Annotated in this window: 19 protein-coding genes and 6 tRNA genes; 12 read left to right on the plus strand and 13 right to left on the minus strand. The window is 69.2% G+C overall.

Annotated elements, in window-relative coordinates; genetic code table 11:
* Nucleotides 1–91 precede the first annotated feature (91 nt).
* The 5 genes from OG975_RS22830 to OG975_RS22850 all read right to left on the minus strand — a co-directional run bounded on the left by OG975_RS22830 (nucleotide 92) and on the right by OG975_RS22850 (nucleotide 5,705).
* Nucleotides 92–164 (minus strand) — tRNA-Lys (locus OG975_RS22830).
* Between the two features lie 121 nt (nucleotides 165–285).
* On the minus strand, nucleotides 286–1,821 hold the full coding sequence (locus OG975_RS22835) for an amino acid permease (RefSeq protein ID WP_406331205.1): 1,536 nt from the start codon (nucleotides 1,819–1,821) through the stop codon (nucleotides 286–288).
* Between the two features lie 349 nt (nucleotides 1,822–2,170).
* Nucleotides 2,171–4,429 carry a DEAD/DEAH box helicase gene (locus OG975_RS22840; protein ID WP_406331206.1) on the minus strand — a complete coding sequence of 753 codons (2,259 nt, stop codon included), beginning with the start codon at nucleotides 4,427–4,429 and terminating at the stop codon, nucleotides 2,171–2,173.
* 302 nt (nucleotides 4,430–4,731) lie between these two features.
* Nucleotides 4,732–5,250, minus strand: coding sequence for a hypothetical protein (locus OG975_RS22845; RefSeq protein ID WP_406331207.1), 519 nt, complete (start codon nucleotides 5,248–5,250; stop codon nucleotides 4,732–4,734).
* Between the two features lie 104 nt (nucleotides 5,251–5,354).
* Nucleotides 5,355–5,705 carry a metallopeptidase family protein gene (locus tag OG975_RS22850; protein WP_330305656.1) on the minus strand — a complete coding sequence of 117 codons (351 nt, stop codon included), beginning with the start codon at nucleotides 5,703–5,705 and terminating at the stop codon, nucleotides 5,355–5,357.
* 169 nt (nucleotides 5,706–5,874) lie between these two features.
* Between OG975_RS22850 and OG975_RS22855 the strand changes: the two genes are divergently transcribed.
* The 9 genes from OG975_RS22855 to OG975_RS22895 all read left to right on the plus strand — a co-directional run bounded on the left by OG975_RS22855 (nucleotide 5,875) and on the right by OG975_RS22895 (nucleotide 13,503).
* Complete coding sequence (locus tag OG975_RS22855; protein ID WP_406331208.1) at nucleotides 5,875–7,482, plus strand: metallophosphoesterase; 1,608 nt, start codon at nucleotides 5,875–5,877, stop codon at nucleotides 7,480–7,482.
* 80 nt (nucleotides 7,483–7,562) lie between these two features.
* Nucleotides 7,563–7,635 (plus strand) — tRNA-Glu (locus OG975_RS22860).
* Nucleotides 7,636–7,673: 38 nt separating this feature from the next.
* A tRNA-Asp gene (locus OG975_RS22865) sits at nucleotides 7,674–7,748 on the plus strand.
* 24 nt (nucleotides 7,749–7,772) lie between these two features.
* Nucleotides 7,773–7,849: transfer RNA gene (locus OG975_RS22870), tRNA-Phe, on the plus strand.
* 207 nt (nucleotides 7,850–8,056) lie between these two features.
* Nucleotides 8,057–8,133, plus strand: a tRNA-Phe gene (locus OG975_RS22875).
* A 129-nt stretch (nucleotides 8,134–8,262) separates the two neighbouring features.
* Nucleotides 8,263–8,601 carry a hypothetical protein gene (locus OG975_RS22880; RefSeq protein ID WP_406331209.1) on the plus strand — a complete coding sequence of 113 codons (339 nt, stop codon included), beginning with the start codon at nucleotides 8,263–8,265 and terminating at the stop codon, nucleotides 8,599–8,601.
* Nucleotides 8,602–8,812: 211 nt separating this feature from the next.
* Entirely contained in the window at nucleotides 8,813–12,790 is a 3,978-nt protein-coding gene (gene hrpA, locus OG975_RS22885; protein ID WP_406331210.1) for an ATP-dependent RNA helicase HrpA, read from the plus strand.
* Between the two features lie 95 nt (nucleotides 12,791–12,885).
* Nucleotides 12,886–12,960 (plus strand) — tRNA-Asp (locus OG975_RS22890).
* Nucleotides 12,961–13,311: 351 nt separating this feature from the next.
* Entirely contained in the window at nucleotides 13,312–13,503 is a 192-nt protein-coding gene (locus tag OG975_RS22895) for a DUF6274 family protein (RefSeq protein ID WP_406331211.1), read from the plus strand.
* 467 nt (nucleotides 13,504–13,970) lie between these two features.
* Here the strand turns inward: OG975_RS22895 and bldC are convergent, their stop codons facing one another.
* Nucleotides 13,971–14,177 (minus strand): developmental transcriptional regulator BldC, encoded by a 207-nt coding sequence (gene bldC, locus OG975_RS22900; protein WP_003949541.1) that lies wholly within the window; start codon nucleotides 14,175–14,177, stop codon nucleotides 13,971–13,973.
* 621 nt (nucleotides 14,178–14,798) lie between these two features.
* The gene (locus OG975_RS22905) at nucleotides 14,799–15,647 is read right to left on the minus strand and encodes a hypothetical protein (protein ID WP_406331212.1); all 849 of its coding nucleotides are present in this window, start codon (nucleotides 15,645–15,647) and stop codon (nucleotides 14,799–14,801) included.
* A 222-nt stretch (nucleotides 15,648–15,869) separates the two neighbouring features.
* Here OG975_RS22905 and OG975_RS22910 point away from each other — a divergent pair, with 222 nt between their 5' ends.
* Nucleotides 15,870–16,967: a Leu/Phe/Val dehydrogenase gene (locus OG975_RS22910; RefSeq protein WP_406331213.1), complete on the plus strand. Its 1,098-nt coding sequence runs from the start codon at nucleotides 15,870–15,872 to the stop codon at nucleotides 16,965–16,967.
* Nucleotides 16,968–17,288: 321 nt separating this feature from the next.
* Nucleotides 17,289–17,546 (plus strand): DUF3073 domain-containing protein, encoded by a 258-nt coding sequence (locus tag OG975_RS22915; RefSeq protein ID WP_327429915.1) that lies wholly within the window; start codon nucleotides 17,289–17,291, stop codon nucleotides 17,544–17,546.
* A gap of 169 nt (nucleotides 17,547–17,715) precedes the next feature.
* Here the strand turns inward: OG975_RS22915 and purM are convergent, their stop codons facing one another.
* From purM to OG975_RS22945, 6 genes are all read right to left on the minus strand, one after another.
* The gene (gene purM, locus OG975_RS22920; protein WP_406331214.1) at nucleotides 17,716–18,786 is read right to left on the minus strand and encodes a phosphoribosylformylglycinamidine cyclo-ligase; all 1,071 of its coding nucleotides are present in this window, start codon (nucleotides 18,784–18,786) and stop codon (nucleotides 17,716–17,718) included.
* A 66-nt stretch (nucleotides 18,787–18,852) separates the two neighbouring features.
* Nucleotides 18,853–20,379 (minus strand): amidophosphoribosyltransferase, encoded by a 1,527-nt coding sequence (gene purF / locus OG975_RS22925; protein WP_406331215.1) that lies wholly within the window; start codon nucleotides 20,377–20,379, stop codon nucleotides 18,853–18,855.
* Between the two features lie 61 nt (nucleotides 20,380–20,440).
* Nucleotides 20,441–21,241: an META domain-containing protein gene (locus OG975_RS22930; protein WP_406331216.1), complete on the minus strand. Its 801-nt coding sequence runs from the start codon at nucleotides 21,239–21,241 to the stop codon at nucleotides 20,441–20,443.
* Nucleotides 21,242–21,598: 357 nt separating this feature from the next.
* Complete coding sequence (locus OG975_RS22935) at nucleotides 21,599–22,411, minus strand: sterol carrier family protein (RefSeq protein WP_406331217.1); 813 nt, start codon at nucleotides 22,409–22,411, stop codon at nucleotides 21,599–21,601.
* 9 nt (nucleotides 22,412–22,420) lie between these two features.
* Nucleotides 22,421–23,656, minus strand: a complete 1,236-nt coding sequence (locus OG975_RS22940) for a hypothetical protein (RefSeq protein ID WP_406331218.1) — start codon at nucleotides 23,654–23,656, stop codon at nucleotides 22,421–22,423.
* 100 nt (nucleotides 23,657–23,756) lie between these two features.
* Nucleotides 23,757–24,395 carry a TetR/AcrR family transcriptional regulator gene (locus OG975_RS22945; RefSeq protein WP_406331220.1) on the minus strand — a complete coding sequence of 213 codons (639 nt, stop codon included), beginning with the start codon at nucleotides 24,393–24,395 and terminating at the stop codon, nucleotides 23,757–23,759.
* 78 nt (nucleotides 24,396–24,473) lie between these two features.
* On the opposite strand from OG975_RS22945, the gene OG975_RS22950 reads away from it, so the two are divergent.
* Nucleotides 24,474–25,964 carry an MDR family MFS transporter gene (locus OG975_RS22950; RefSeq protein WP_406331222.1) on the plus strand — a complete coding sequence of 497 codons (1,491 nt, stop codon included), beginning with the start codon at nucleotides 24,474–24,476 and terminating at the stop codon, nucleotides 25,962–25,964.
* Nucleotides 25,965–26,052 lie beyond the last annotated feature (88 nt).

A 26,052-nucleotide genomic window follows, 5' to 3' on the forward strand; every position in this document is an offset into this window, starting at 1 on the left:
GGACCCCAGGACCGACGCCGAACGCCCCGACCCACCGAGGTGGTTCGGGGCGTTCAGTGGTCCGGAGGAGGTTCCTCCGCCCTGTGCGCGGTAGACCCTGTGGGACTCGAACCCACAACCAATGGATTAAAAGTCCACTGCTCTGCCAATTGAGCTAAGGGTCCACGCACCGGCCGACGCCGATGCGCAACACCGGCCTGTGCCGATGCATCCCCGAGCATAGCCGGACGAGGCCGGGACTCCGATCGGGTATCGGCGACCCGGCCACGCCAAAAGCGTGCAAGGTTACGGATCGACCGGTTCGGGCGCGCCCTTGCGGGCCGTCTCGCGGGCGATCGTGCGGTGGTGGTCGGGGTTGAGGAACCAGTGGCGGGCCGAGGCCAGCCACCAGGTCGCCGCGAAGCCGAGGACGACGAGGACGGCGATCGGGGCGTAGTTGAAGGTCTCCCAGGTGACCGGCGAGACCTGGGGCAGCATGAACAGGACCGTGATGACGACCACCCAGGCGACGGCGACCACGCCCACGGGACGGGACCAGCGGCCCAGGTGCCAGGGCCCGCGCTCGAAGGCGTCGCCCTTGCGCACCCGCAGCAGCGTCGGGATGACGTACGCGACGTAGAGCCCGATGACCGCGATCGAGGTCACGGCGGCGTAGGCCGCGTAGTTGATCAGGTACGGGAGGCCGAGGACGAGTGCGGACAGCGCCGCCAGCCATACGGCCGCGACCGGTGTCCGGGTGCGCGGGCTGACGGTGTGCCAGATGTGCGAGAAAGGCAGCGCGCCGTCGCGCGAAAAGGCGTAGATCATGCGGCTGTTGGCCGTGACCGACGCCATCCCGCAGAAGAGCTGTGCGCCGATGACGACCAGGAGGAGGAGCTTCCCGGCCGTGGCGCCCAGCGCGTCGAGCAGGATCTGGGCCGGGGGCGCGCCCGTCGCCGAGCCCAGCTCATCGTCGTACGACTGAATGGCGAAGGTGAAGCCGAGGAGCAGCACGAAGCCGGCGATCCACGACGTCCAGATGGACTGCACGATGCCCTTCGGGCCGGCCGTGGAGGCGTCGTGGGTCTCCTCCGTCATATGGGCGGAGGCGTCGTACCCGGTGAAGGTGTACTGGGCCATGAGGAGTCCGATGAGGACTACGTAGACCCCGCTGCCCCAGCCCGTGTTGTTCACGAAGTGCGTGAACACGAAGCTCGTCGACTGGTGGTGGTCCGGTACGAAGGCGAGCGCGCCCACGATGACCCCGACGCCCACCACGTGCCACCACACGCTGATGCTGTTGAGGAGGGCGACGATCCGGACGCCGAAGGTGTTCAGGAGGCCGTGCAGGACCAGGATCCCGGCGAAGAGGAGGACCGTGCGGCCCGGTGTCACCTTGAAGTCGAACTGGAGGTTCAGATAGGCGCCCAGGAAGGACGCGGCGCCGAAGTCGATGCCGGCGGTCACCGCGATCTGGCCCAGGACGTTGAACCAGCCCGTGAACCAGGCCCAGGCGGCTGCGCTGCGGGGCGGGGCCAGCCGGTGCGCCCAGAAGTACAGCCCGGCCGAGGTCGGATAGGCCGAACAGATCTCGGCCATGGACAGCCCCACGAACAGCGTCATCAGTCCGACCGCGACCCAGCCCCAGGTGATCACGGCGGGACCGCCGGTGTTCATGCCGAACAGATACAGCGTCAGACACCCCGACAGGACCGAGATGATCGTGAAGGAGACCGCGTAGTTGGAGAACGCCGACATGCGGCGGGCGAGAACCTGCGTATAGCCGAGCTGGGCAAGCCGTTCTTCGTCCGACAGCCCACTCGCTATGGCGTCATCTGTCATGCACCCAGCGATTCCCTTGCCAGGGGCACGACATGCGCCAATTCAGGAAGCGGTTTGGCCTAAAAAAGGCCCTTGTAGCTCTGCCAGCCGGGGGCGATCTTCACCCGCGAGCCGAACGATCCGTTCCCCTTGCCGTCGTTGCGGTAGAGGTTGCCGGAGGTTATCGCCGGTCAGGTCGCCGGGCGGGATGAGGACGTTGTACGCCGACCAGCCCGTACCCGGCCCGGAGGGATTACCGGGGCAACGAGAAAGGCCCGTACGACCGAAGTCGTACGGGCCCTCGAAAGCCGATCGGCGTCAGCGCCGACAGTCAGCTGTTGCGATCAGCTGCTGCCGTCAGCCTCTGCGGTCAGCCGTTGCGCTTCCAGCGCGGCTTGTCGTCACGGCGGCCGAAGGAACCGGTGTTGGTGCCGGTGCCGGTGCCGCGGTGGTCGTCGCGACGGCCGGACGGACGGTCATGGCCGCCGGCGCGGAAGCCGCCGGCGGGACGGTCGCCCTGACGGTCACGGTTGAAGGGACGGTCGCTGCCACGGTGGCCGGCACGGTCGTCGCGACGCTCGAAGGTACGGCCGCCACGGTCGTCACGGTTGAAGCCGCCACCACGGTTGTCGTCACGACGCTCGAAAGAACGGCCGCCATGGTCATCGCGGTTGAAGCCGCCACCACGGTTGTCGTCACGACGCTCGAAAGAACGGCCGCCACGGTCATCGCGGTTGAAGCCACCGCCACGGTTGTCGTCACGACGGAAGCCGCCGCGGTCGTTGTCGCGGTTGAAGCCACCGCTGCGGTTGTCGCGGTTGAAGCCACCGCCGCGGTTGTCGTCACGACGCTCGAAAGAACGGCCGCCACGGTCATCGCGGTTGAAGCCGCCACCACGGTTGTCGTCACGACGGAAACCACCACGGTCGCCGCCACGGTCGTCACGACGGCCGCCGCGGTCGTCGCGGTTGAAGCCGCCACCACGGTTGTCGTCACGGCGGAAGCCGCCACGGTCGTTGTCACGACGCTCGTAGTTGCCCCGCTCGTCGCGGCGCTGACGCGGCTCGTACGCGGGACGCTCGGCCGGCTCGGCGGCGACGGCCTCGGCGGCCGGGGCCTCGACGACGGCCTGCTCGGCGGCGGCCTCGGCGGCAGCGGCGACGGCCACCTCCGGGTCCTCGCCCCGCTCACGCGCGGCACGGGCGACCAGGCGGTCGGCCTCCCCACGCAGCTCGACCGCACGACGCTGCGCGCGCTCCAGCTCCTTCGTGAGCTGCGAGACCTCGCGCTCGGCCTGCTGCGCGGCGTCGCCCGCCGACTGGGCCTGGACCTCGGTCATCGAACGGGCGCCGGTGATCTCGGCGACCTCGGGCTCGAAGGCCGTACCGGAGTTGATGATGTGACGCGCGGCGTCGACGCCCGCGTCCTCCATCAGCCGGAAGATCTGACGACGCTGGTGCGGCAGGGACAGCGACACGACGGTGCCGGAGCGGCCCGCGCGAGCGGTACGGCCGGAGCGGTGCAGGTAGTCCTTGTGGTCACCGGCCGGGTCCACGTTCAGGACCAGGTCGATGCCGTCCACGTGGATACCGCGCGCGGCGACGTCGGTCGCGACGAGCGCGTTGACGTAACCGTCCTTGAAGTCGGCCAGCGTCCGCGTACGGGCGCCCTGCGTCATGCCGCCGTGCAGCGCGTCGGCCTTCACACCGGCGTCACGCAGCTGCTCGGCGATGCGGTCGGCGCCCAGCTGGGTGCGGACGAAGATGATCGTGCGGCCCTTGCGGGAGGCGATCGCGGCGGTGACCGGCGCCTTGTCCTTGGGCTTCACGATGAGGATGTGGTGCGACATGGTCGTGACGTTGCCCTGGGCGCTGTCGACCTCGTGCGTGACCGGGTTGGTCAGGTAGCGCTTGACCAGCGTGGAGATCTCGTTCTCCATCGTGGCCGAGAACAGCATGCGCTGGCCGCCGGCGGGCACCTGGTCGAGCAGCTCCGTCACCTCGGGCAGGAAGCCCAGGTCGGACATCTGGTCGGCCTCGTCGAGGACGGCGATCTGGGTGTTCTCCAGCGAGCAGGCGCCGCGGTTGATGATGTCGCGCAGACGGCCCGGGGTGGCGACGAGGATGTCGACGCCGCGCTCCAGGGCGTAGATCTGGTTGCCCATCGACGTACCGCCGCAGACGACCTTCATCTTCAGGCCGAGGACGTCGCCGTACGGCTGGAGGGCGTCCGCGACCTGCATCGCGAGCTCACGGGTCGGCGTGAGGATGACGCCGCGGGGCTTCTTCTTGTCGGTGTGGCCACCGGCCAGCTGGGCCAGCAGCGGCAGACCGAAGGAGAGGGTCTTGCCGGAGCCGGTGCGGCCGCGGCCGAGGATGTCCTTGCCGGCCAGGGCGTCCGGGATGGTCGCCGCCTGGATCGGGAAGGGGGTGGTCACGCCGTTCTGCGCGAGCTTGCGGACGACACCCTCGGGGAGACCGAGGGTGGCGAAGGTGACCTCGGGAGCGGACTCGACGGACTCGCCGGACTCGACGCTCTCGACCGTCTCGACGACCTCGATGACGCTCTCGGTGTTGTCGCCCTCGTTGTTCTCGGGCACGACGACGTGATCAGTACTGGAAACAGACATGCGAAATGCGAACCTTCCGGAGTTCTTCGGCACGCGCCCAAACTCCGTGAAGTCGCAATCGACCGCCTCTATGCGGTCCGGCCACGGCAAGGGAGAGTACGCGCCACGCGACGCTCTCTGCATTGGCGCCGGGCAATTGGGATCAAACGATCTACTACCATACGCACCCTCCACCCCTGAAGGCAAACTGACCCTCAAAGGGGCAGGTCAGGCACATACGGGAGGGGTAACGCCTGCTGGGGTCGAACGTATTCCCCTGGGGCCAAGCGTATTTCCCTGGACCCTCGGCCCCCTGCCGCCGACTACGCCGGTTCGCCCGCCTGCGGTGCCGGCTCCCGCTCCACCAGCTGCGTCGACTGCTGCTCATGCGCGGACGACGACGGCTCCGCCGTAGCCGGATCTGACGCAGGGGGCGACGACACGGGCGGCGGCGGGGGCGACGGCTCCGCCGACGGGGGCGTGGCACTCGGCTCCCCCTGCGGCGGCGCGGACGTCTGCGTACCCCCCTTGCCACCCTTGCCCGGAGCCTTGGCGGACGGCTTCACGCCCCCGGACGCCGAAGCCGACGCGGACGCCTCCCCGGACGCGGACTCCCCCGGCTCGGCCGAGGCGGTGCCACCCTTCGCTCCCTTGCCCCCATGGAACCCGACACCGCCCCCGCTCACCGCGGACCCGCCGTCGGGAGCCTCGCCGCCCCGCTGCCCCGCCGAGTGCGAGGACCCGGGCCGCACCCCGTCGTCACCCACGCTCATACAACCGGCGGCAGCGGCGACGGCCATGACCGTGGCGGCCAGACGGACGGGTACGTACAAGGCGCGCACGGGCAGCCACCTCCGAGGGCGGGACGGGAAGTCCCCCTGCCCAACTCCCGCCGCCCACAAGAAGACACGCGCCCCACAGCCCGACCGAACGAAACAGGCGAACGTCAGCCGTACCCGAGCGCGTGCAGCCGGGCGTCGTCGATTCCGAAGTGATGGGCGACCTCGTGCACCACGGTCACTTCCGTCTCGGCGACGACGTCCTCCCTCGTCTCGCACATCCGCAACGTCGGCCCCCGGTAGATCGTGATCCGGTCGGGCAGCACCCCCGCGTACCACTCCCCACGGTCCGTCAGCGGAGTCCCCTCGTAGAGCCCGAGCAGCTCGGGATCCTCGGCGGGCGGTTCGTCCTCGACGAACACCGCCACGTTGTCCATCAGCCGCGTCAGCTCCGGCGGGATCCGGTCCAGCGCCTCGGCGACCAGTTCCTCGAACTCCTCGCGCGTCATCTCCAGCACACGGCCATTGTCCGGCACGACGCCCCCGAACGAGAGTCGGCGACAACGCCGTACGAGCGTCACGACGCCCCCGCAGGACGGGTAGCGGGTCGCACGGGTCGCACCGGGGGCGCACGTCCGCCGGGGCCCGCACCGCATACCCGCCCCCACACTTGGGCATACGGGACCAATGGCCCGCGCCCCCGCTGCCGTCACCGCTGTAGTCACCGCCGCCGCTCACCGCATACGCGACCGCGCCCGTACGGCGCCCCGCGCCCTGGCCCGCCACTACCGCGCCCGCCGCCCGCTCCCGGCGGTCGAGCTCGTCCCCCAGCCGCACCCGTACGTCCGCGCCCTCGGCCTGGTCTGCATCGTGATCCTCGGCGCCTGGCTGGGGCTGCTGATCGTGGGGAACGTACGCGCCCCGGTCGGCCCCATGAACACCACCATGACCTTGCGCCCCTCCCTCACCGGCGGCACGAAGATCAACGTCTCCCCGCTCGGCGCGCTGGAGCTGCGCAGCCACGAGGCCCCGCTGCGCCTGGACGTGTCCGTCGACCAGCTCGACCCGGAGCGCTCGGAGGCCCTGGTCGACCATCCGGAGCGGCTGTCCGGTCTCCAGGAGGAGGTCGCGCGGGACATCGAACACGGCACCCTCGACCTGGCCGTACGGTCCTGCGTCGCGGTCGTCTCCGGCGCCACCGCGCTCGGCCTCGCGGTCTACCGCCGCCCGCGCCGCGCCCTGGCCGCGGGCGGCCTGGCCCTGACCCTGCTGGCCGCGTCCGGAGCCACCGCCTTCGCCACCTGGAACCCCAAGTCGGTCCTGGAACCGAAATTCTCCGGACTGCTGAGCAGCGCCCCCTCGCTGGTGGGCAACGCGCGCAGCATCGTCAGCGAATTCGACGTCTACCAGAAGGAGTTGGCGCGCCTGGTGACGAACGTGACGAAGCTGTACGACGTCACGTCCACGCTCCCGGCGTACGAACCCGACCCGACCACGATCCGGGTCCTGCACGTCTCGGACATCCACCTCAACCCGGCGAGCTGGAAGATCATCGCGTCGCTCGTGGACCAGTACGCCATCAACGTGATCGTCGACTCCGGCGACACGATGGACCACGGCACAGCGGCCGAGAACGGCTTCCTGGACCCCATCGCGGACCTCGGAGCCCCGTACGTCTGGGTCCGCGGCAACCACGACTCCCTGCTCACCCAGCGCTACCTGGAGCACATGAAGAACGTGCACGTCTTGGACGACGGCCGGGCGGCCACGGTCGCGGGCCTGCGCTTCGCCGGCATCGGTGACCCGCAGTTCACCCCCGACCGCGCGGTGGCCCCCGGCGGCAACACGGCGGAGCAGCTGGCGGGCGACCGGCTCGCCATGTCGCTGCGCGACCAGACGGCGGCGGGCACCCCGGCCGACGTCGCCGTCGTCCACGAACCGTCGGCCGCGCGCCGGACGGACGGCGCGGTGCCGATGGTGCTGGCGGGCCACCTCCACCACGAGGGCATGGAGGTCATGGAGAACGGCACCCGGCTGCGCATCGAGGGCTCGACGGGCGGCAGCGGCCTGCGCGCCGTCGAGGGCAAGTACCCGGACCCGATCGAGGCGTCGGTCCTCTACTTCGACCGCGACACCCGCCGCCTCCAGGCCTGGGACGAGATCAAACTGGGCGGCCTGGGCCTGACAACGGCCGAGGTCAGCCGCCACCTCCCAAGAGAGAACCAGCCCGGGGCAACCCCCTCCCCGACCCCCTCTCCGAGTCCCGCGTCGAGCGCGCCGCCGGGGGCCCCGTAAACCGTTTTGGCGATACCTCCCGCCATCCCATATGCTTCTGACGTCCCCGACGCGCTGAGAAGCGCCCAGGCGGGCCGATAGCCCTCATCGTCTAGCGGCCTAGGACGCCGCCCTTTCAAGGCGGTAGCACGGGTTCGAATCCCGTTGGGGGCACGCAACACCGTGTGCGACACTGTCGTACGCAACAGCTTGGTCCTGTGGAGCAGTTTGGAGTGCTCGCCACCCTGTCAAGGTGGAGGCCGCGGGTTCAAATCCCGTCAGGACCGCTGAGGTTTCCTCGGAAGCCTCGTGGCTGGGTAGCTCAGTTGGTACGAGCGATCGCCTGAAAAGCGATAGGTCGCCGGTTCGACCCCGGCCCCAGCCACCACCCAAGGGCCCTGTCCAAACGGACGGGGCCCTTGATCGTTTACTCGGCCCGGCCCCGGACTCGTACGCCTGCCGCCGATCAAGAATCCAGATCAAGCACCCGCCACAGCCCGCCACCCTGTCGAGGTGGAGGCCGCGCCCGCGGCGCAGCCGCAATCGGGCACAGCAAATCCCGTCAGGACCGCTGAGGTTTCCTCGGAAACCTCGTGGCTGGGTAGCTCAGTTGGTACGAGCGATCGCCTGAAAAGCGATAGGTCGCCGGTTCGACCCCGGCCCCAGCCACCACTCGAAGGCCCCGTCCATCAGGACGGGGCCTTCGTCGTGCCCGGAGCGGAGCGAGCCGACTTGGCATGCTCCGGGCACAGCGCTACGTTCTGGCTTTCCGACTCGGTGTTACGGGGTGTGGGGGAAGCAATGGTGTTGCGCGATCGCGAATCGAAGCCGATGCGCGAGCTCGATCTGGAGCGGTACCGGGCCCGGTACGGGCTGCAGGCGGTCCTCCTCAGCAACCTCGCGATCGCCGTCGTCGCGATCTTCGGCGTATGGCGTCTCGACGGCGACAAGTCGGTGATCATCGGCGTCCTCACCGCGGCCTTCACGGCGGTCAGCACCATGACCACGGCCTACCTCGGCATCAAGGCCGTCTCCAACACCGCCAAGGCAATGGCCCAGGCCGCCCCCCGCGACCAGTCACCACAGCCCGCCCCGCCCCAGACCCCGACGCCCACACCCCCGGCCCCCCGCAACAGCTGATCGCCCGCGCCCCGTAAGGGGCGCGAGGAACTGCGCGATCAGCCACGAACAACCCGCAGTCGCCATCCCCACAAGGCCCCGAGCTCTATGGCGCCCGACGTCTCAATACCCCCGAGTCCGCTCCCCAGCCCTGCGACCCCGGCGGAGCCGCCCGGCCCCCACGCAAAAGCGTTCGCCAGGAATTTCGCCGAGGTGAGATCCTGGACCGCGTATGTCTACGCATCCCGCCCCCGCCCTCGGCGATCTCGCCCCCCGTCTGGCCGAGCTGTCCCTGCGCGACGCGCACCGGCTCGGGCGCAGGCTCGAAGGCGCGCGCAAGATCCGCAAGCCCGAGGCCCGCTCCGCCGTGCTTGCCGAGATCGAGGCGGAGGTCGCCAAGGTCGAGGTCCGCATGGCCGAGCGCCGCACGCGCGTGCCCGCCGTCACGTACCCCGAGCAGCTCCCCGTCAGCCAGAAGAAGGACGTGATCGCGGACGCCATCCGTGATCACCAGGTCGTCATCGTCGCCGGTGAGACCGGGTCCGGCAAGACGACCCAGATCCCCAAGATCTGTCTCGAACTGGGCCGCGGCGTCCGCGGCATGATCGGCCACACCCAGCCCCGCCGCATCGCCGCCCGCACCGTCGCCGAGCGCGTCGCCGAGGAGCTGGACACCCCGCTCGGCGAGGCCGTCGGATGGAAGGTCCGCTTCACCGACCAGGTGAACCCGGACGGCACCTTCGTCAAGCTCATGACGGACGGCATCCTGCTCGCCGAGATCCAGACGGACCGCGAGCTGCGCGCGTACGACACGATCATCATCGACGAGGCCCACGAGCGCTCCCTCAACATCGACTTCCTGCTGGGCTACCTCGCCCAGCTGCTGCCCAAGCGCCCGGATCTCAAGGTCGTCATCACCTCCGCGACCATCGACCCCGAGCGCTTCTCCCGGCACTTCGGCGACGCCCCGATCGTCGAGGTCAGCGGCCGCACCTACCCCGTAGAGGTCCGCTACCGCCCCCTCCTCGAAGAGGAGGGCGACGACGCCGACCGCGACCAGATCACCGCGATCACGGACGCGGTCGAGGAGCTCCAGGCCGAGGGCAAGGGCGACATCCTCGTCTTCCTCTCCGGCGAACGCGAGATCCGCGACACGGCCGACGCCCTCACCAAGAAGAACTACCGCTTCACCGAGGTACTCCCCCTCTACGCCCGCCTCTCGCACGCCGAGCAGCACCGTGTGTTCCAGCAACACACAGGCCGCAGGATCGTTCTGGCGACCAACGTCGCCGAGACCTCGCTCACCGTCCCGGGCATCAAGTACGTCATCGACCCGGGCACCGCCCGTATCTCCCGCTACAGCCACCGCACCAAGGTCCAGCGTCTCCCCATCGAGGCGATCTCGCAGGCCAGCGCCAACCAGCGCAAGGGCCGCTGCGGCCGTACGTCCGACGGCATCTGCATCCGTCTGTACTCCGAGGACGACTTCAACGCCCGCCCGGAGTTCACGGACGCGGAAATCCTCCGTACGAATCTCGCCTCGGTCATCCTCCAGATGACGGCGGCCGGCCTGGGCGACATCGAGAAGTTCCCCTTCATCGACCCGCCGGACCACCGCAACATCCGCGACGGCGTCCAGCTCCTCCAGGAGCTGAACGCGCTGGACCCGTCCGAGAAGGACGCACGCAAGCGCCTCACCCAGACCGGCCGCAAGCTCGCCCAGCTCCCCGTCGACCCCCGGCTGGCCCGCATGGTCCTGGAGGCCGACAAGAACGGCTGTGTGCGCGAGGTCATGGTGATCGCGGCCGCGCTCTCCATCCAGGACCCGCGCGAGCGCCCGTCCGACAAGCAGACGCAGGCCGACCAGCAGCACGCCCGCTTCAAGGACGAGACGAGCGACTTCCTCGCCTTCCTGAACCTGTGGCGGTACGTCCGCGAACAGCAGAAGGAACGCGGCTCATCCGCCTTCCGCCGTATGTGCAAGCAGGAGTACCTGAACTTCCTGCGCATCCGCGAGTGGCAGGACATCTACACCCAGCTGCGCACGGTCGCCAAGCAGATGGGCATCCACCTCAACGAGGACGACGCGCCGGACCAGAGCGTCCATGTCTCCCTCCTGGCCGGCCTGCTCTCCCACGTCGGCATGAAGGACGTGAAGGAGTCCGGGACAGAGAGCGGGAGAAGCACGGGGAAGAACGACTACCTGGGCGCCCGCAGCGCCAAGTTCGCGATCTTCCCGGGGTCGGCGCTCTTCAAGAAGCCTCCGCGCTTCGTGATGTCCGCGGAGCTCGTCGAGACCTCCCGCCTCTGGGCCCGCGTCAACGCCAGGATCGAGCCGGAGTGGGTCGAGCCCCTCGCGGAACACCTCCTCAAGCGGACGTACAGCGAACCGCACTGGGAGAAGGACCAGGCCGCGGTGATGGCGTACGAGAAGGTCACGCTGTACGGCGTACCGATCGTCGCCCAGCGGAAGGTCAACTACGGGCGGATCGACCCGGAGACGTCCCGCGAGCTGTTCATCCGCAACGCGCTCGTCGAGGGCGACTGGCGTACGCACCACAAGTTCTTCGCCGACAACCGCAAACTCCTCACCGAGGTCGAGGAGTTGGAGCACCGCGCCCGGCGCCGGGACATCCTGGTCGACGACGAGACGCTCTTCGACTTCTACGACCAGCGGGTGCCCGAGCACGTCGTGTCCGGCGCGCACTTCGACTCCTGGTGGAAGCACAAGCGCCATGAGGAGCCCGAGCTGCTCGACTTCGAGCGCTCGATGCTGATCAACGAGCGCGCGGGGGATGTCAGCAAGGACGACTATCCGGACTCCTGGCGGCAGGGGCCGCTGAAGTTCCGGGTGACGTACCAGTTCGAGCCGGGCGCGGACGCCGACGGCGTAACGGTCCACATCCCGCTCCAGGTCCTCAACCAGGTCACGGACGAGGGCTTCGACTGGCAGATCCCGGGCCTGCGGGAACAGGTCGTCACGGAGCTGATCCGCTCGCTCCCGAAGCCGATCCGCCGCCACTACGTACCCGCCCCGAACTACGCGACGAGGTTCCTGGACCGGGCCGTCCCCCTCCAGGAACCCCTCACCCTGACCATGGCGCGCGAGCTGAAGCGCATGGTCGGTGTCCCGCTCACGGCCGACGACTTCGACTGGTCCCGGCTCCCCGACCACCTGAAGATCACCTTCCGGATCGTCGACGAGCGGCGCCGCAACCTCGCCGAGGACAAGGACCTGGAGGCGCTGAAGCTCCAGCTGAAGCCGAAGGCGCGCAAGGCGATCTCGCAGGCCGCGGCGGCGACGGCGGAGCGCGAGGGCGGCGAGTCCCTGGAGCGCTCGGGCCTGACGGACTGGACGATCGGCTCGCTCACGCGCCTCTTCGAGACCCGTCGCGCCGGCCAGCCCGTGAAGGCGTACCCGGCCCTGGTCGACGACGGACCGACGGCGAACACCGTCTCCGTACGGCTCTTCGACACGGAGGCCGAGCAGGCGCAGGCGATGTGGAAGGGCACGCGGCGGCTGATCCTGCGCAACATCCCGGTGAACCCGGGCAAGTTCGCGTCGGACAAGCTCACCAACGCCCAGAAGCTGGCCCTGTCCGCGAACCCGCACGGCTCGATCCAGGCTCTCTTCGACGACTGCGCGATGGCGGCGGCGGACAAGCTGATCGGGGACTTCGGGGGGCCGGCGTGGGACGAGGAGTCGTACCGGAAGCTGTACGACAAGGTGCGCGCCGAGATCGTCGACACGACGGTCCGTACGGTCGGGCAGGTGCAGCAGGTTCTTGCCGCCTGGCAGGCCTGTGAGCGCCGCCTGAAGGGCGTGAAGAGTCCGACGCTCCTCGCCAACCTCACGGACGTACGGAGCCAGCTGGACGCCCTGGTGAAGCCGGGCTTCGTGACGGCGACCGGGCTCCGGCGGCTGCCGGACCTGATGCGCTATCTCGTCGCCGCGGACCGGCGGCTCCAGCAGATGCCGACCAATGTCCAGCGGGACACCACCCGTATGGAGAAGGTCCACGAGATGCAGGACGAGTACGCCTGGCTCCTGGAGCAGCTCCCGCAGGGCCGGCCGGTCCCTTCCTCGGTCCTGGACATCCGCTGGATGATCGAGGAGCTGCGGGTCAGCTATTTCGCCCATGCGCTCGGCACGGCGTATCCCGTGTCCGACAAGCGGATCGTGAAGGCGATCGACGCGGCGGTTCCGTAACGGGGCCTGCACGGTGCGTGAGTTCGACCCCGGGGCTCACCCTCCTGTACAGTCTCATTTCGCAGCACAGCGCACCGCGAAGTGTCGCGAAACCTGGTCCTGTGGAGCAGTTTGGAGTGCTCGCCACCCTGTCAAGGTGGAGGCCGCGGGTTCAAATCCCGTCAGGACCGCAACAAAGACAGAGCCCCGCATCCGGCAACGGAGCGGGGCTCTTCTGTTTCGCCCCCGCCGCCCCTACCCGTCCCATCCCTGGGGGCTGCGCCCCCAGACCCCCAAAAGATTGCGCAGTTCCCCGCGCCCCTAAAGAACTGGGGGCGTGCGTGGGATCGCGGGGCGCAGCCCCGCGCCTTCAGGGGCGCGGGGAACTGCGCGAGCAACCCCCACCGGCCCGCAGCCGACACACAACCCCACCGGATCCCTGGGCGGAGCCACGCGCGGGGGCGAGACACCTTGACGGCGTCACATTCCGCCGGTACCCCGGAAGCCAGGGTTCTCGTCTCCCCGGCCCCCCGGAGGTGCGTATGACGGCGTCCGCTAGGCACGAGACGCGAGCTCTGCTCCGCGCCCACCTGTCGGCCGCCTCCGGCTACCGCCATCTGACGCGTCACTGCCCGATCTGCTACCGGCTCCTGCGACTGGCCCTGGAGCCCGCCCAGAGGGGCGAGGAGGACGCCGAGAGTGCCGTCGAGGACGAAAGTCCCTCCAAGGTATGACCAAAGGCGGCGGACACGCTCACGGGCCTATGGGGGTCTCGACGTACGACTGCCCGCGCGCGCCCCCAACTCCCCTAGCGCACAAGCCTCTCGGGCAACAAGGACTGTGGCATGTGACGGGTGTCACCGCATAAGTTTTCAGAAGTGCGGAACTTACACCCCACCTACAACTGGTCAATTTAATATGTGCAATTGCACCGCCGGGCAAGCGCTCCCACAGGAGATTCGACACCCCTCCCCAGACTGCGACAAGGCCACTCACAGGCCGTCCGCCGGGACGCCGCGAGAGCACAAAAAAGATCGCGCTGGACTCGGCGGAGTCCAGCGCGATCTACGACGCACCCTTGTCAGTGCCAGAAAATCTTGGGCGTGGGCTCTGTTGGGGCAGAACCCGCGTCGCTTGGAGCTGTGGTTCGGACGCCTCGACGGGTTGGGGGACCTGTCGAATTGTCCGGTTATGCAGTTGTTCAGGCCTCGCTGCGCTGCTGCGGGATACCCGCGAGCAGTGCGCGGACCTCAGCCTCGCGATAGCGGCGGTGCCCGCCGAGCGTGCGGATGGACGTAAGCTTGCCGGCCTTCGCCCACCGCGTGACCGTCTTGGGGTCGACGCGGAACATCGTGGCGACCTCAGCCGGGGTCAGCAGCGGCTCGGCATCAGGGGTGCGAGCGGTCATGAGCGGCCTCCTCGGGAGAACCGAACCTTCTCGGTTCATTCCTCTAAATTCTGCACCTTGACCCGCGTTGCCCGAAATGGCGGACGCGAGTCGAGTCGGTTATAGGACGAACGGCTTGTCCTCGGCACTACAACTACACCATCTGTCCAACCGCGTCGGCCAAACCGATGGAATTGCCCTCCCAGGTGTTCATCAGCGACGGAAGCCGATGGACCATGCCATAGCGGACAGTCACGCCACTGTGACGATCAGTCACAGGACGATCAGGAGTCATCAGACCCCCCATAGCGTGCAATGCTGAGATTCCACCCATACGTGGGTAGACGGAGCCCTCCCCCGGACTCCTTGTCCTATTTTGACACGAGGAGTGGCAAGGGACGCAAGAGCCAGGTAAGTGCCATCCGTCACGCTTGACACCCGCTTGAGACAAAAGCCCGGATCGGGACCAACGTCCCGGAGTGAGGGTTCTTCAGCGTGGGAGGACCATACGCGAGTTCGACGCGATCCAGTGAGAAGCAGATCACACTGCACATGCGGCTCGCACACCCCAGGAACCCCAGAGGCCTCGCGCGTCCCGTCTCGGGAACCCCAGAGGCCCCCAGAGGCCTCCAAGGCCCCGCCTCAGTTCGCCGAGCGCCGGTCCCTGACCGATCGCCACCGCTCCACGAGCCGCCCGTACGCCTCGCCCGCCGCGGCCCCGTCCCCGTCGCGCAGGGCCTCGATGCCCTCGGCGACGTCCGCGGCCGAGTGATCCCCTTCGAGATGCCCGGCGGGCAGGACGTGCACGAGCCCGCCGTAGTCCAGCTCCACGAGCGAGCGCGGGTGGAACTCCTCCAGCCAGCGCCCCACGTCCACCAGACCGTCGATGAGCGGCCCCTCGTCGAGGGCGTCCTTCAGCGTCTTCAGGGCCCGTGCCGTCCGCCGCCGGGCCTGCACCATCGGCGTCCGGTAGCGCAGCACCGGCGCGGCACCGCCGGGCCCCGCCCCCTTCTCGTACTCCCGCTCCTCGTCGGAGACGAGCACGAACCAGTTCAGCGGCACCTGCCAGGTCGAGGTGCGGATCCACGGGCGGGCGTCGGGGTTGCGGGCCATCCAGCGCTCGTAGTCCAGGGCGGCCTGACGGCGCACCAGCGGCGGCAGGACCGCGTCGAGCACCGGCGCCGGCAGCTCCTCGGCCAGCTCGCCCAGGGCCTGCCAGCCACGCAGCCGGGTGCGCCAGGGGCAGACGCACAGCACCCCGTCCACCTCGGCCACGAACGCCTCGCCGCTCTCGTGCACCGGCACCGGGATCGGCGGGGTGGGCAGCAAGTCGGCCAGCGAGCGGCGCAGTTCGTCCTGGTACGAGGGGCGCTCGGCCCGGCGGGCGTAGCGCGCCCAGTGGCCGCGCTCCGGCTCCGGGAAGGCGGCCAGCGGTTCGTACACGCGCAGATACGACGCGTACGGGACGATCACCGAGGACACCTTGGGCACGCCTGCTCCCTCCCCCGCTGGCCACCGGGAAAACCAGCGAAAACCGCTCACAACCTGACGAGAAATCTATGCAAATCGAACCACGGCTGTACTCCGCCAGTGGGTGATCCTGAACACTGCACCGAAGGCGGGTGGGCGCAGGCTCTAGTCTCATGCCCACGGAGCCCGCCATCCGCACGGGCCCCGCACCCAACCGCCGCTTATTACCTGGGAGTCACCACAGTGACCGACGTAACCGGCGCACCTGCTGATGTACTGCACACCCTGTTCCACTCGGATCAGGGCGGTCATGAGCAAGTCGTGCTCTGCCAGGACCGCGCCAGCGGCCTGAAGGCCGTGATCGCCATCCACTCCACCGCGCTGGGCCCCGCCCTCGGCGGTACGCGCTTCTACCCGTACGCGAGCGAGGAGGAGGCCGTCGCCGACGCCCTGAACCTCTCGCGCGGCATGTCCTACAAGAACGCCATGGCCGGACTCGACCACGGCGGCGGCAAGGCCGTGATCATCGGAGACCCCGAGCAGATCAAGTCCGAGGCGCTGCTCCTCGCGTACGGCCGCTTCGTGGCCTCGCTCGGCGGCCGGTACGTCACCGCGTGCGACGTCGGTACGTACGTCGCCGACATGGACGTCGTGGCCCGCGAGTGCCGCTGGACGACCGGCCGCTCCCCCGAGAACGGCGGCGCCGGGGACTCCTCCGTCCTCACCGCCTTCGGTGTCTTCCAGGGCATGCGGGCCTCCGCCCAGCACCTGTGGGGCGACCCGACGCTGCGCGGCCGCAAGGTGGGCATCGCCGGCGTCGGCAAGGTGGGCCACCACCTTGTGCAGCACCTGCTGGACGACGGCGCCGAGGTCGTGATCACGGACGTACGGGAGGAGTCGGTGCGCCGGATCCTCGACAGGCACCCGGCCGGTGTCACGGCCGTCACGGACACCGAGGCACTCATCCGCACCGAGGGTCTGGACATCTACGCCCCCTGCGCGCTGGGCGGGGCGCTGAACGACGCCTCCGTGCCGGTGCTCACCGCGAGGATCGTGTGCGGCGCGGCCAACAACCAGCTGTCGCACCCGGGTGTGGAGAAGGACCTCGCGGACCGCGGGATCCTGTACGCCCCCGACTACGTCGTGAACGCGGGCGGTGTCATCCAGGTCGCCGACGAGCTGCACGGCTTCGACTTCGACCGGTGCAAGGCGAAGGCCGCGAAGATCTTCGACACCACGCTGGCCATATTCGCACGTGCGAAGGAGGACGGGATTCCGCCGGCCGCCGCGGCCGACCGGATCGCCGAGCAGCGGATGGCGGAGGCACGGAGCCGCGGATAGCGGAGCCACTCCTTCCGGCCTGACGCGCGCTCGTCCGTAGGCTTGTCAGGGACCCGCCGATGAGACACTTAGAGAGAACTCTCACGTCCGTCGGCGGGTCGTCCGCCAAGAAGAGGTTAAAATCGCGGTTGACCAGCGAGGACAGGGCACCTCGAGGGTTCTGGGCAAAGGCGCGTGGTGCGGGCGACGTACCGTATGGGCGCGGGCTCAGGTACCGTGGAAGCCCTACGGACCGGTCTCTCCACGGAGAGCCCGTTCCAGATCATGAACGCGTGTCAAGACTCTGGGGCCACCGAGCCCCGTATCCGAGGGGGTCGAGCCATGGGGCGCGGCCGGGCAAAGGCCAAGCAGACGAAGGTCGCCCGCCAGCTGAAGTACAGCAGCGGCGGGACTGACCTCTCGCGTCTGGCCAATGAGCTGGGCGCTTCGACTTCGAGCCAGCCGCCGAATGGCGAGCCGTTCGAGGACGACGACGAGGAAGAAGACGACCCGTACGCTCAGTACGCGGATCTCTATAACGACGACGATGAGGACGAGGACGACCAGTCCGGTCCCACGTCGCAGCGTCGCGGCGCGTAACGCTTGCAGCGCGCTCAGCCGTTTTCGCAGTTCCCTTAGTTGGCCTGCACCTCGCCCGGTCCGGGGCATCGACCGCCGGACCGGGTTTTGTGCTGCCGTCGTGGGGGCTCTGCCCCGGATCCAGCTCCTCCGACGCCGGAGGAGCTGGATTTTTACGCGTACTGAATTTTTACGCGTAGTCGCCGATCAGTTCCGCGCCCGTCGTGTAGTCGCCCCGCTCGACGATCTCGCCCGCGACCCACGCCTCGACCCCACGGTCGGCCAGCGTCGCCAGGGCCGCGTCCGCGGACTCCTCCGGCACGATCGCGATCATGCCAACGCCCATGTTCAGCGTCTTCTCCAGCTCCAGGCGCTCGACGTCGCCGGTCTTGCCGACGAGGTCGAAGACCGGGGCCGGGGTCCAGGTCTCGCGGTCCACGATCGCGTGCAGCCCGTCCGGGATGACCCGGGCCAGGTTGGCCGCGAGCCCGCCGCCGGTGATGTGGCTGAAGGCGTGCACCTGAGTGGTCTTCGTCAGCGCCAGGCAGTCCAGCGAGTAGATCTTGGTGGGCTCCAGGAGCTCCTCGCCGAGCGTGCGGCCGAACTCCTCGATGTGCTGGTCCAGGCTCAGGTTCGCCCGGTCGAAGAGGACATGCCGGACGAGCGAGTACCCGTTCGAGTGAAGACCGGAGGCCGCCATGGCGATCACCGTGTCACCCGTACGGATACGATCCGGGCCGAGCAGCTGGTCGGCCTCGACCACGCCCGTGCCGGCGCCCGCGACATCGAAGTCGTCCGGACCCAGCAGGCCCGGGTGCTCGGCCGTCTCGCCGCCGACGAGGGCGCAGCCCGCGAGGACACAGCCCTCGGCGATGCCCTTGACGATGGCCGCCACGCGCTCCGGGTGGACCTTGCCGACACAGATGTAGTCGGTCATGAAGAGCGGCTCGGCGCCGCACACCACGATGTCGTCCATGACCATCGCGACCAGGTCGTGGCCGATGGTGTCGTACACGCCGAGCTGGCGGGCGAGGTCGACCTTGGTGCCCACGCCGTCCGTGGCGGAGGCGAGCAGCGGGCGCTCGTACCGCTTGAGGGCGGAGGCGTCGAAGAGGCCGGCGAACCCGCCGAGGCCGCCGAGGACCTCGGGGCGCTGCGTCTTCTTCACCCACTCCTTCATCAGCTCTACGGCGCGGTCGCCCGCTTCGATGTCGACGCCGGCAGCCGCGTAGGAAGCACCGGTACGAGTGGTCTCAGACATTGCCTGGGATCTTTCGGTTGGTTTTCTGCGTCTTCCGGGGGACACCCCCGGAAGACGCCCTGAGGCTCAGGGGCGACGGATGGCGTCAGCCGCGGCCGTGGCTGCGGGACCCGCGGCCAGCTCGGTCTCCAGGAGCTGCTTGCCGAGCAGCTCGGGGTCCGGGAGGTCCATCGGGTACTCGCCGTCGAAGCAGGCGCGGCACAGGTTCGGCTTGTCGATGGTCGTGGCCTCGATCATGCCGTCGAGGGAGATGTACGAGAGGGAGTCGGCGCCGAGCGAGGTGCCGATCTCCTCGATGGTCATGCCGTTGGCGATCAGCTCGGCGCGGGTCGCGAAGTCGATGCCGAAGAAGCAGGGCCACTTCACGGGCGGGGACGAGATCCGGATGTGGACCTCCGCCGCGCCGGCCTCGCGGAGCATGCGCACCAGCGCGCGCTGGGTGTTGCCGCGCACGATCGAGTCGTCGACGACGACCAGGCGCTTGCCCTTGATGACTTCCTTCAGCGGGTTCAGCTTCAGGCGGATACCGAGCTGCCGGATCGTCTGCGAGGGCTGGATGAAGGTCCGGCCGACGTACGCGTTCTTGACCAGGCCGGCACCGAACGGGATGCCTGAGGCTTCCGCGTAACCGATCGCGGCGGGCGTCCCGGACTCCGGGGTCGCTATCACCAGATCGGCCTCCACAGGGGCTTCCTTGGCGAGCCTGCGGCCCATCTCTACGCGCGAGAGGTACACGTTCCGGCCGGCGATGTCCGTGTCGGGGCGGGCCAGATAGACGTACTCGAAGACACAGCCCTTGGGCTTCGCTTCCGCGAATCGCGATGTACGGAGGCCGTTCTCGTCGATGGCGACGAACTCGCCCGGCTCGATCTCGCGCACATAGCTGGCGCCGCAGATGTCGAGGGCGGCGGACTCGGAGGCGACGACCCAGCCGCGCTCCAGCCGGCCGAGGACCAGCGGGCGGATGCCCTGCGGGTCGCGGGCCGCGTACAGGGTGTGCTCGTTCATGAAGACGAGCGAGAAGGCGCCCTTGACCTGCGGGAGGATCTTGGCGGAAGCCTCTTCGATGGTCAGCGGCTTGCCGTCGTCGTCGACCTGGGCCGCGAGGAGCGCGGTGAGGAGGTCGGTGTCGTTGGTGGCCGCCACACGCGTGGTGCGGCCTTCCTGCTTGGGAAGGTCGGCGACCATCTCGGCGAGCTGCGCCGTGTTGACGAGGTTGCCGTTGTGGCCGAGCGCGATGGAGCCGTGCGCGGTGGCACGGAACGTCGGCTGGGCGTTCTCCCAGGTGGAGGCGCCGGTGGTCGAGTAGCGGGCGTGACCGACCGCGATATGACCCTGGAGCGAACCGAGAGAGGTCTCGTCGAAGACCTGGGACACAAGGCCCATGTCCTTGAAGACGAGGATCTGGGAGCCGTTGCTGACCGCGATTCCCGCGGATTCCTGACCCCGATGCTGGAGGGCGTAGAGCCCGAAGTAAGTGAGCTTGGCGACCTCTTCGCCCGGAGCCCAGACACCGAAGACGCCGCAAGCGTCCTGGGGGCCTTTCTCACCGGGGAGCAGATCATGATTGAGTCGACCGTCACCACGTGGCACGCCTCCGAGTGTAGGCGAGGTCGACCACTGGTCCGAATTGGGGATACGGGACCTTAATGGATCACTCGTCGGCGACAGCGCTGATGATCGCGCCGTTTGTGCTGGTCAGCGTGAGGGTGCGGTGATCCAGTTCGTATACGACCGTGCCGCCGAAGAGGCCGAGCAAAGTCTTCTCGGTGTCCATGAGTGAGCCGTCGCACATCATGCGGGTCGTCTTGGGCGCGCCGAGGGTGATATGTCCGTCGCGGACGGTCGCCTTCGCGGAGACGTGGTTGCAGCCGAGGCGGCCGGAGAGGGTGCCGTGCTTCTTGTCGAGGACGAAGTACGCCTTGTCCTCGGCGCCCTTCGGGAGGGACTGGGCGCTGTTCGCGTCACCGAGCGCCGTGACGGTCCACTTCGTGCCGTACAGAGGCGCGTCCTGCTCCTTGCTGAGGCTGACGCGGTCGCCGTCGTCGGTGGTGAGCGTCAGCTTGTCGCCCTTGACCTTCGTGGTGAACGAGCTGTTCACGAAGGTGCGGCTCATGTTCTCCTCGAAGGTCATCGGGCCCTTCTGGCAGCCCATGTCGGTCGTCTCCAGCCGGCCGAACTCGACGTGGTCGCCCTTGACGGTGGCGGTCGAGCCGAATCCGTTGCAGCCGAGGTTGCCGCTGGCCCGGCCGTCCTTGTCGATGCGCAGGTAGGCGCTGGCGGGGGCCTGCCTGGTCGTGCCGTCCAGGGTGAGGCTGTCGACGGTCCAGTGGACTCCGGTGACGGGTGACGAGGCCGGCCCCACGGAACGGCTGCCGCCGGCTGACTCGGTGCCGCAGGCCACCGCGAGCGGGAGCAGGGTCAATGCGGTGAGGGCCAGTCGCTGCTTGTCCATGCCGGTGTGACGGGAGGGGTGGGGTGGTTGGTTCCCTGGTTTTTCGCCCCCGCCGCCCCTACCCGTCCCATCCCCCAGGGGCTCTGCCCCTTCGACCCCGTGCGTTGTGTGTCGGGTGCGGGTGAGTGGGGGCTGGTCGCGCAGTTCCCCGCGCCCCTTAAAGGCACCCGGAGCGGGCCGGCGGTTGTTTAGGGGCGCGGGGAACTGCGCGAGCAACCCCCACTCACCGGCAGCCAAACGAACCAGGGCGGGCGGGGGACTGCGGGGCGCAGCCCCGCTCTACAGGGGCGCGGGGAACTGCGCGACCAGCCCCCACCCGCCCGCAGCCGACACACTCCCCCGGGGGGCCGGAGGGGCTCAGCCCATCAAGGGGAGGAGCCCCCCGAGGTCCGCGCGTTCTCCGCTTGCGCTGACCTTGGCGTCTTCCAGGGCCGCCTTCCAGGCCACGCGCCCCGTCGCGAGACGGAGCCACGTCAGTGGATCCGTCTCGACGACGTTCGGCGGGGTGCCGCGAGTGTGCCGCGGCCCTTCCACGCACTGCACGACGGCGTACGGCGGAATCCGTACCTCCGTCGACGCACCGGGCGCCTTCACGGCGAGCGCGTCGGCGAGCAGCCGGGTGCAGGCGGCGAGGGCCTGCCGGTCGTACGGAATGTCGAGGCCGGGGACGGCGCGGTTCAGGTCGTCGGTGTGGACGACGAGTTCGACGGTGCGGGTCACGAGGTAGTCGGCGAGGGTCATGGCACCGGTGCGGGTGACAAGCAGCCGGTCGTCGGGGGCCGTGGCCAGCCGCTCGGTGATCCGCTGCTCGGTGCGGGCGTAGAGCGCGTCGAGGTCGGGGGCGTCCGTGGCGAGTTGACGCGTGCCGTCGGCGATGTCACCGGCTCGGGCCGCCGTCGCGAACGGCCAGTCGAGCAGGGCGAGTTTCGGCGGGACCGGCTCCTGCCGAGCGGGCTCCGGGCGGTCGATGTTCCGGCTGACGGTCTCGACGGCCATGGTGATGTGCGCGGCCAAGTCCCGCACGCTCCAGTCCCCGAGGCCGGTGGCCCCCGCCAACTGCTCCTCGGTCAGGGCGCGTACGCCTTCTCGTACGTTCCCGAACTGTGCGAGCACCGCGGTGCGGATCTTGGCGGAGTCGTAGCTGCGGGTGCGCTTCTTGGCGGGCGGCATGCCGGGAGCCTAGTCGGCGCGGAACGTCGAGGACGCGGGGAACTTGGTGTCCGTGCAGCCCCGGCGCTTGGCTATGTCGGTGACGTAGGCGCGGAAGACCTTCTCGTACGCGGGCGTCGTCAGTATGTCGTACGGGTAGGCGATGGTCATCGTGTGGATCTGGGGCGCGCCGTCGCAGACGGAGGAGGCCCACCAGATCGATTCATCGCGGCTGCGGCCCGCCTTGCCCGGTTCCGCGGGCTCGGGAAGCTCGTCGTTGCCGTCGGCTGTGAGCTCGACGTACTTCGCGTCCTCTCCGGAGTACGTGTGGAAGGAGACGAACCAGTCACCCGCGCGGGTCGGCTCGTCGAGGTCCTTGAGGTCGTCGTGGTGCGCGTACCAGAGGTCGCGCGCGCGGGTGTCGCTGACCACGAGGCCGCAACTCTCGTCCCACAGCGTGTCGTCCACTCGGCTTTCGAGCACCTGGTCCGCGAGCAGTTCCTGGCGGGGGAAGCCGGCCTTGCGGTACCAGGCGCAGGTGCCGTCCGCGTGCGAGGCCGAGGTCGGGCCCTCGGTCAGGGCGGGGATGTCCTCCGGCGGATCGGGCAGCCGGTCGGCGCAGCCCAGGCGGTCGGCGAGGTTGTTGGCGGTGAGCACGGCGGTCTCGGCGAGGACGCTCCGGTCGTGGGCGGTGAGCTGGCCGTTCTCGGTGAAGGGCGGCCCGGGGTCCATGAGCGAGGCCCTGGCCCACAGTGCCTTGATCGACTCCCCGTCGGACTTGCCCTCGGGGCACTGGAGTTGGACGGTGACGCCCGTGTCCGTGACCAGGCCGGTTATGCCGCCGCCGAGCGGCTGCGCAATGTAGGTGTGGTCGGCGTACGAGTCGAGGATGCTGGATATCGGATCGTCGGCGATGACGGCTTTGTCGCCGGGCACGACGCCCACCGCGCCCGTGAAGAACCAGCGCTCGCCGCTGTCGGTGCCGTACTTCTCCCCCGCCTCGGTGCTGAAGATCTCGCAGTCCTGCGGCAGCCCCGCGTTGAGCTCGATGGTGCCCTCGGCTGCCACCCGGTGCGAGATGCTGCCGCCCGCCGGGGAAAGTGCGAGCACGCGCCCGGCCGGGACGAGTCCCGCGCAGGCCTCGTTGATCTGGTACCGGCCGTACAGGACCTGCCAGATCTCCAGACCGCTCCAGCCGATGCCGGCCACAGCGACCAGACTCAGCAGCACGTTGACGAACTTCCGCGCGCGCTCGGGTACTTGCACCGCTCCCCCGTACCTCGTTCCCCACACGTCCCCAGGGTTGCCGAAGTTAGCAGCAGTCACTGTCAACACGGCGGCGCGGACTGACATCCGTACGGGAACCTCACGCTTTGCGCGCGTAGTCCCCGAGTCCGTGTTCCACCAGCCCGAAGGCCCGCTCGGCGCGCTCGGCGGCGTCGGCCGCGACCGCGTCCACGCTCTCGCCCGCGTCGACGCGGCGGTGGTGCTCCTCGATCAGGGCGTTGCGGGCGGCGCTCAGCATGGCGGCGGCGATCGTGCCGAGCATCAGGTCGCCGGTCTCCTCGGCGAGGGTCGCGGCCAGGTCCCGGGTGCCCTTCTGGGCGGCGAGGAAGGCGCGTTCCATCAGGACCGGGGTCTCCATGACGAGCCCGCGCACCTGGCGGGCGAACGGCTCGCTGTTGAGCCCGACCGCGGGGTCGCGGCTCTCGACCATCTCCAGGAAGTGGCGGCGTACGGCTTCCACGGCGGATTCGCCCGACTGCCGGTCCCGCACGGCGCGGGCCGCGTCGCCGAAGTGCTCCTCCATGGGGAGGAAGACCAAGTCCTCTTTCGTACCGAAGTAGTTGAAGACGGTCATCTTGGAGACCTCGGCGGCGTCGGCGATCTCCTGTACGGAGACGTTGTCGAAGCCCTGTTCGGCGAAGAGCGCGACCGCCGTCCGGTAGATCCGCATCGCGGTCTGCAGCTTCTTGCGCTCACGCAGCCCCATCGCCTCAGCCATGCGGTCACTGTACCAAGACGAAATTTAATCCCAGATTAAAGATTGACTGGGTACACATTTGACGTCATGGTGGTGCCCATGACCGAGACCCAGCGCAAAATCGGCTTCGTCGTCTGCCTCGTCACGATCGTCCTGGCCGTCCTGGACATGCAGATCGTGTCCGCCGCCACCGTCCCGATCGTCCGGGACCTCGACCCCGACCACGGCATCGCCAAGATCCCTTGGCTGGTCAGCGCGTTCGCGCTGGCGTCGGCCGCGATGCTGCCGCTGTACGGCAAGCTGTGCGACATCCTCGGCCCGAAGCGCGTCTTCACCGGCGCGATCGCCACCTTCCTGCTCGGCTCCGCGCTGTGCGGCGCCGCCCAGTCGATGGACCAGCTCATCGCCGCCCGCGCCGTGCAGGGCCTGGGCGGCGGCGGGCTGATGAGCGTGACGATGGTGGTGATCGCCCACCTCAAGGGCCCTGAGGAGAAAGGCGCCGGCAAGGGCACCAACATGGGCGGGCTCGTCGCCGGCGCCGCGATGGCGGTCGGTCCCTGGATCGGCGGCCTGCTGGCGGATCACGCGAGCTGGCGCTGGATCTTCTACGTCAACCTGCCCGTCGGCCTCGCGGTCCTCGCCGCCTCCGCCTTCGCCCTGAAGCTCCCCGCACACCCTGTGCGCCGCCCGCTCGACTACGCCGGCGCCGCGCTCGCCGCCGCGTTCTCCAGCGCGTTGCTCCTGGTCACCGACTGGGGCGGCAAGAAATACGCCTGGTCGTCACCGGCTGTCCTCGGCCTGATCGCCGTCGTGGCCGTCACGCTCGCCCTGTTCCTGTGGCGACAGCTGAGGGCGGCCGAACCGGTCCTCCCCCTCTCCCTGTTCCGCATCCGCGAACTGCGCCTCGGCTTCGCCATCCAGGCGATCATGGGCGCCGCGATGATGGGCGCCATCTACTACGTGCTCATCTACCTCCAGGTCGTCCGCGGCATCACCAGCTCCTCCGCGGGCCTCTACCTGATCCCGATGGCGGTCGGCCTGTCGGCGACCGGGCTGCTCTCCGGCCCGCTCACCGCGCGCGGCTGGACGGCACGGACCTTCACCGTCAGCGGCACGGCCACCACCGCCCTGGCGTTCGTGCTCCTCGCCACGACCACCGGCCCCGACACCTCGCTCTGGCTGATCCGCGCCGAACTCCTGCTGGCCGGCGCCGGCTTCGGGCAGCTGGTCGGCCAGCTGATCCTGCTCGTCCAGGACGCGGCCCCACGCCACCAGCTCGGCGTCGCCACCACGTCCATCCGCTACTTCCAGTCCCTCGGCAACGCCCTGGGCGCCGCCCTCCTCGGCACCGTCCTGGCCCGCCTGTACGCCACCCACGGCCCCGGCGGCGACATCAGCACCCTCGCCCGCCTGACCGGCACCGCCCACGCCAGCGGCGTACACGCGTTCATCGACGCGACGAGCGTGGTGTTCTGGTGCGGTGCCGGACTGATGGCGCTGGCCGCCGTGCTGGCGCTGCGGCTGCCCACGCCCGGGCGGCCGGAGGACACCGAGCAGCCCGCGCGGCAGCCCGAACCTGTCCCGGCCTGACGGCCGCGGCACGCGCGAAGGCCCCGCCCGTCGAAACGGGCGGGGCCTTCGTCGTCGTACGACTGCTTACTGCTTACTGCTGACCGCT

This window comes from Streptomyces sp. NBC_00203 (assembly GCF_045206325.1).
Lineage (GTDB): Bacteria > Actinomycetota > Actinomycetes > Streptomycetales > Streptomycetaceae > Streptomyces > Streptomyces lutosisoli.

Bases quoted from the DNA above. Each gene is read 5' to 3' on its own strand.
- OG975_RS22835 (WP_406331205.1), bottom strand. From the start codon at position 1,821: ATGACAGATGACGCCATAGCGAGTGGGCTGTCGGACGAAGAACGGCTT.
- OG975_RS22840 (WP_406331206.1), bottom strand. From the start codon at position 4,429: ATGTCTGTTTCCAGTACTGATCACGTCGTCGTGCCCGAGAACAACGAG.
- OG975_RS22855 (WP_406331208.1), top strand. From the start codon at position 5,875: ATGGCCCGCGCCCCCGCTGCCGTCACCGCTGTAGTCACCGCCGCCGCT.
- OG975_RS22880 (WP_406331209.1), top strand. From the start codon at position 8,263: ATGGTGTTGCGCGATCGCGAATCGAAGCCGATGCGCGAGCTCGATCTG.
- hrpA (WP_406331210.1), top strand. From the start codon at position 8,813: ATGTCTACGCATCCCGCCCCCGCCCTCGGCGATCTCGCCCCCCGTCTG.
- OG975_RS22895 (WP_406331211.1), top strand. From the start codon at position 13,312: ATGACGGCGTCCGCTAGGCACGAGACGCGAGCTCTGCTCCGCGCCCAC.
- bldC (WP_003949541.1), bottom strand. From the start codon at position 14,177: ATGACCGCTCGCACCCCTGATGCCGAGCCGCTGCTGACCCCGGCTGAG.
- OG975_RS22915 (WP_327429915.1), top strand. From the start codon at position 17,289: ATGGGGCGCGGCCGGGCAAAGGCCAAGCAGACGAAGGTCGCCCGCCAG.
- purM (WP_406331214.1), bottom strand. From the start codon at position 18,786: ATGTCTGAGACCACTCGTACCGGTGCTTCCTACGCGGCTGCCGGCGTC.
- OG975_RS22930 (WP_406331216.1), bottom strand. From the start codon at position 21,241: ATGGACAAGCAGCGACTGGCCCTCACCGCATTGACCCTGCTCCCGCTC.
- OG975_RS22935 (WP_406331217.1), bottom strand. From the start codon at position 22,411: ATGCCGCCCGCCAAGAAGCGCACCCGCAGCTACGACTCCGCCAAGATC.
- OG975_RS22945 (WP_406331220.1), bottom strand. From the start codon at position 24,395: ATGGCTGAGGCGATGGGGCTGCGTGAGCGCAAGAAGCTGCAGACCGCG.
- OG975_RS22950 (WP_406331222.1), top strand. From the start codon at position 24,474: ATGACCGAGACCCAGCGCAAAATCGGCTTCGTCGTCTGCCTCGTCACG.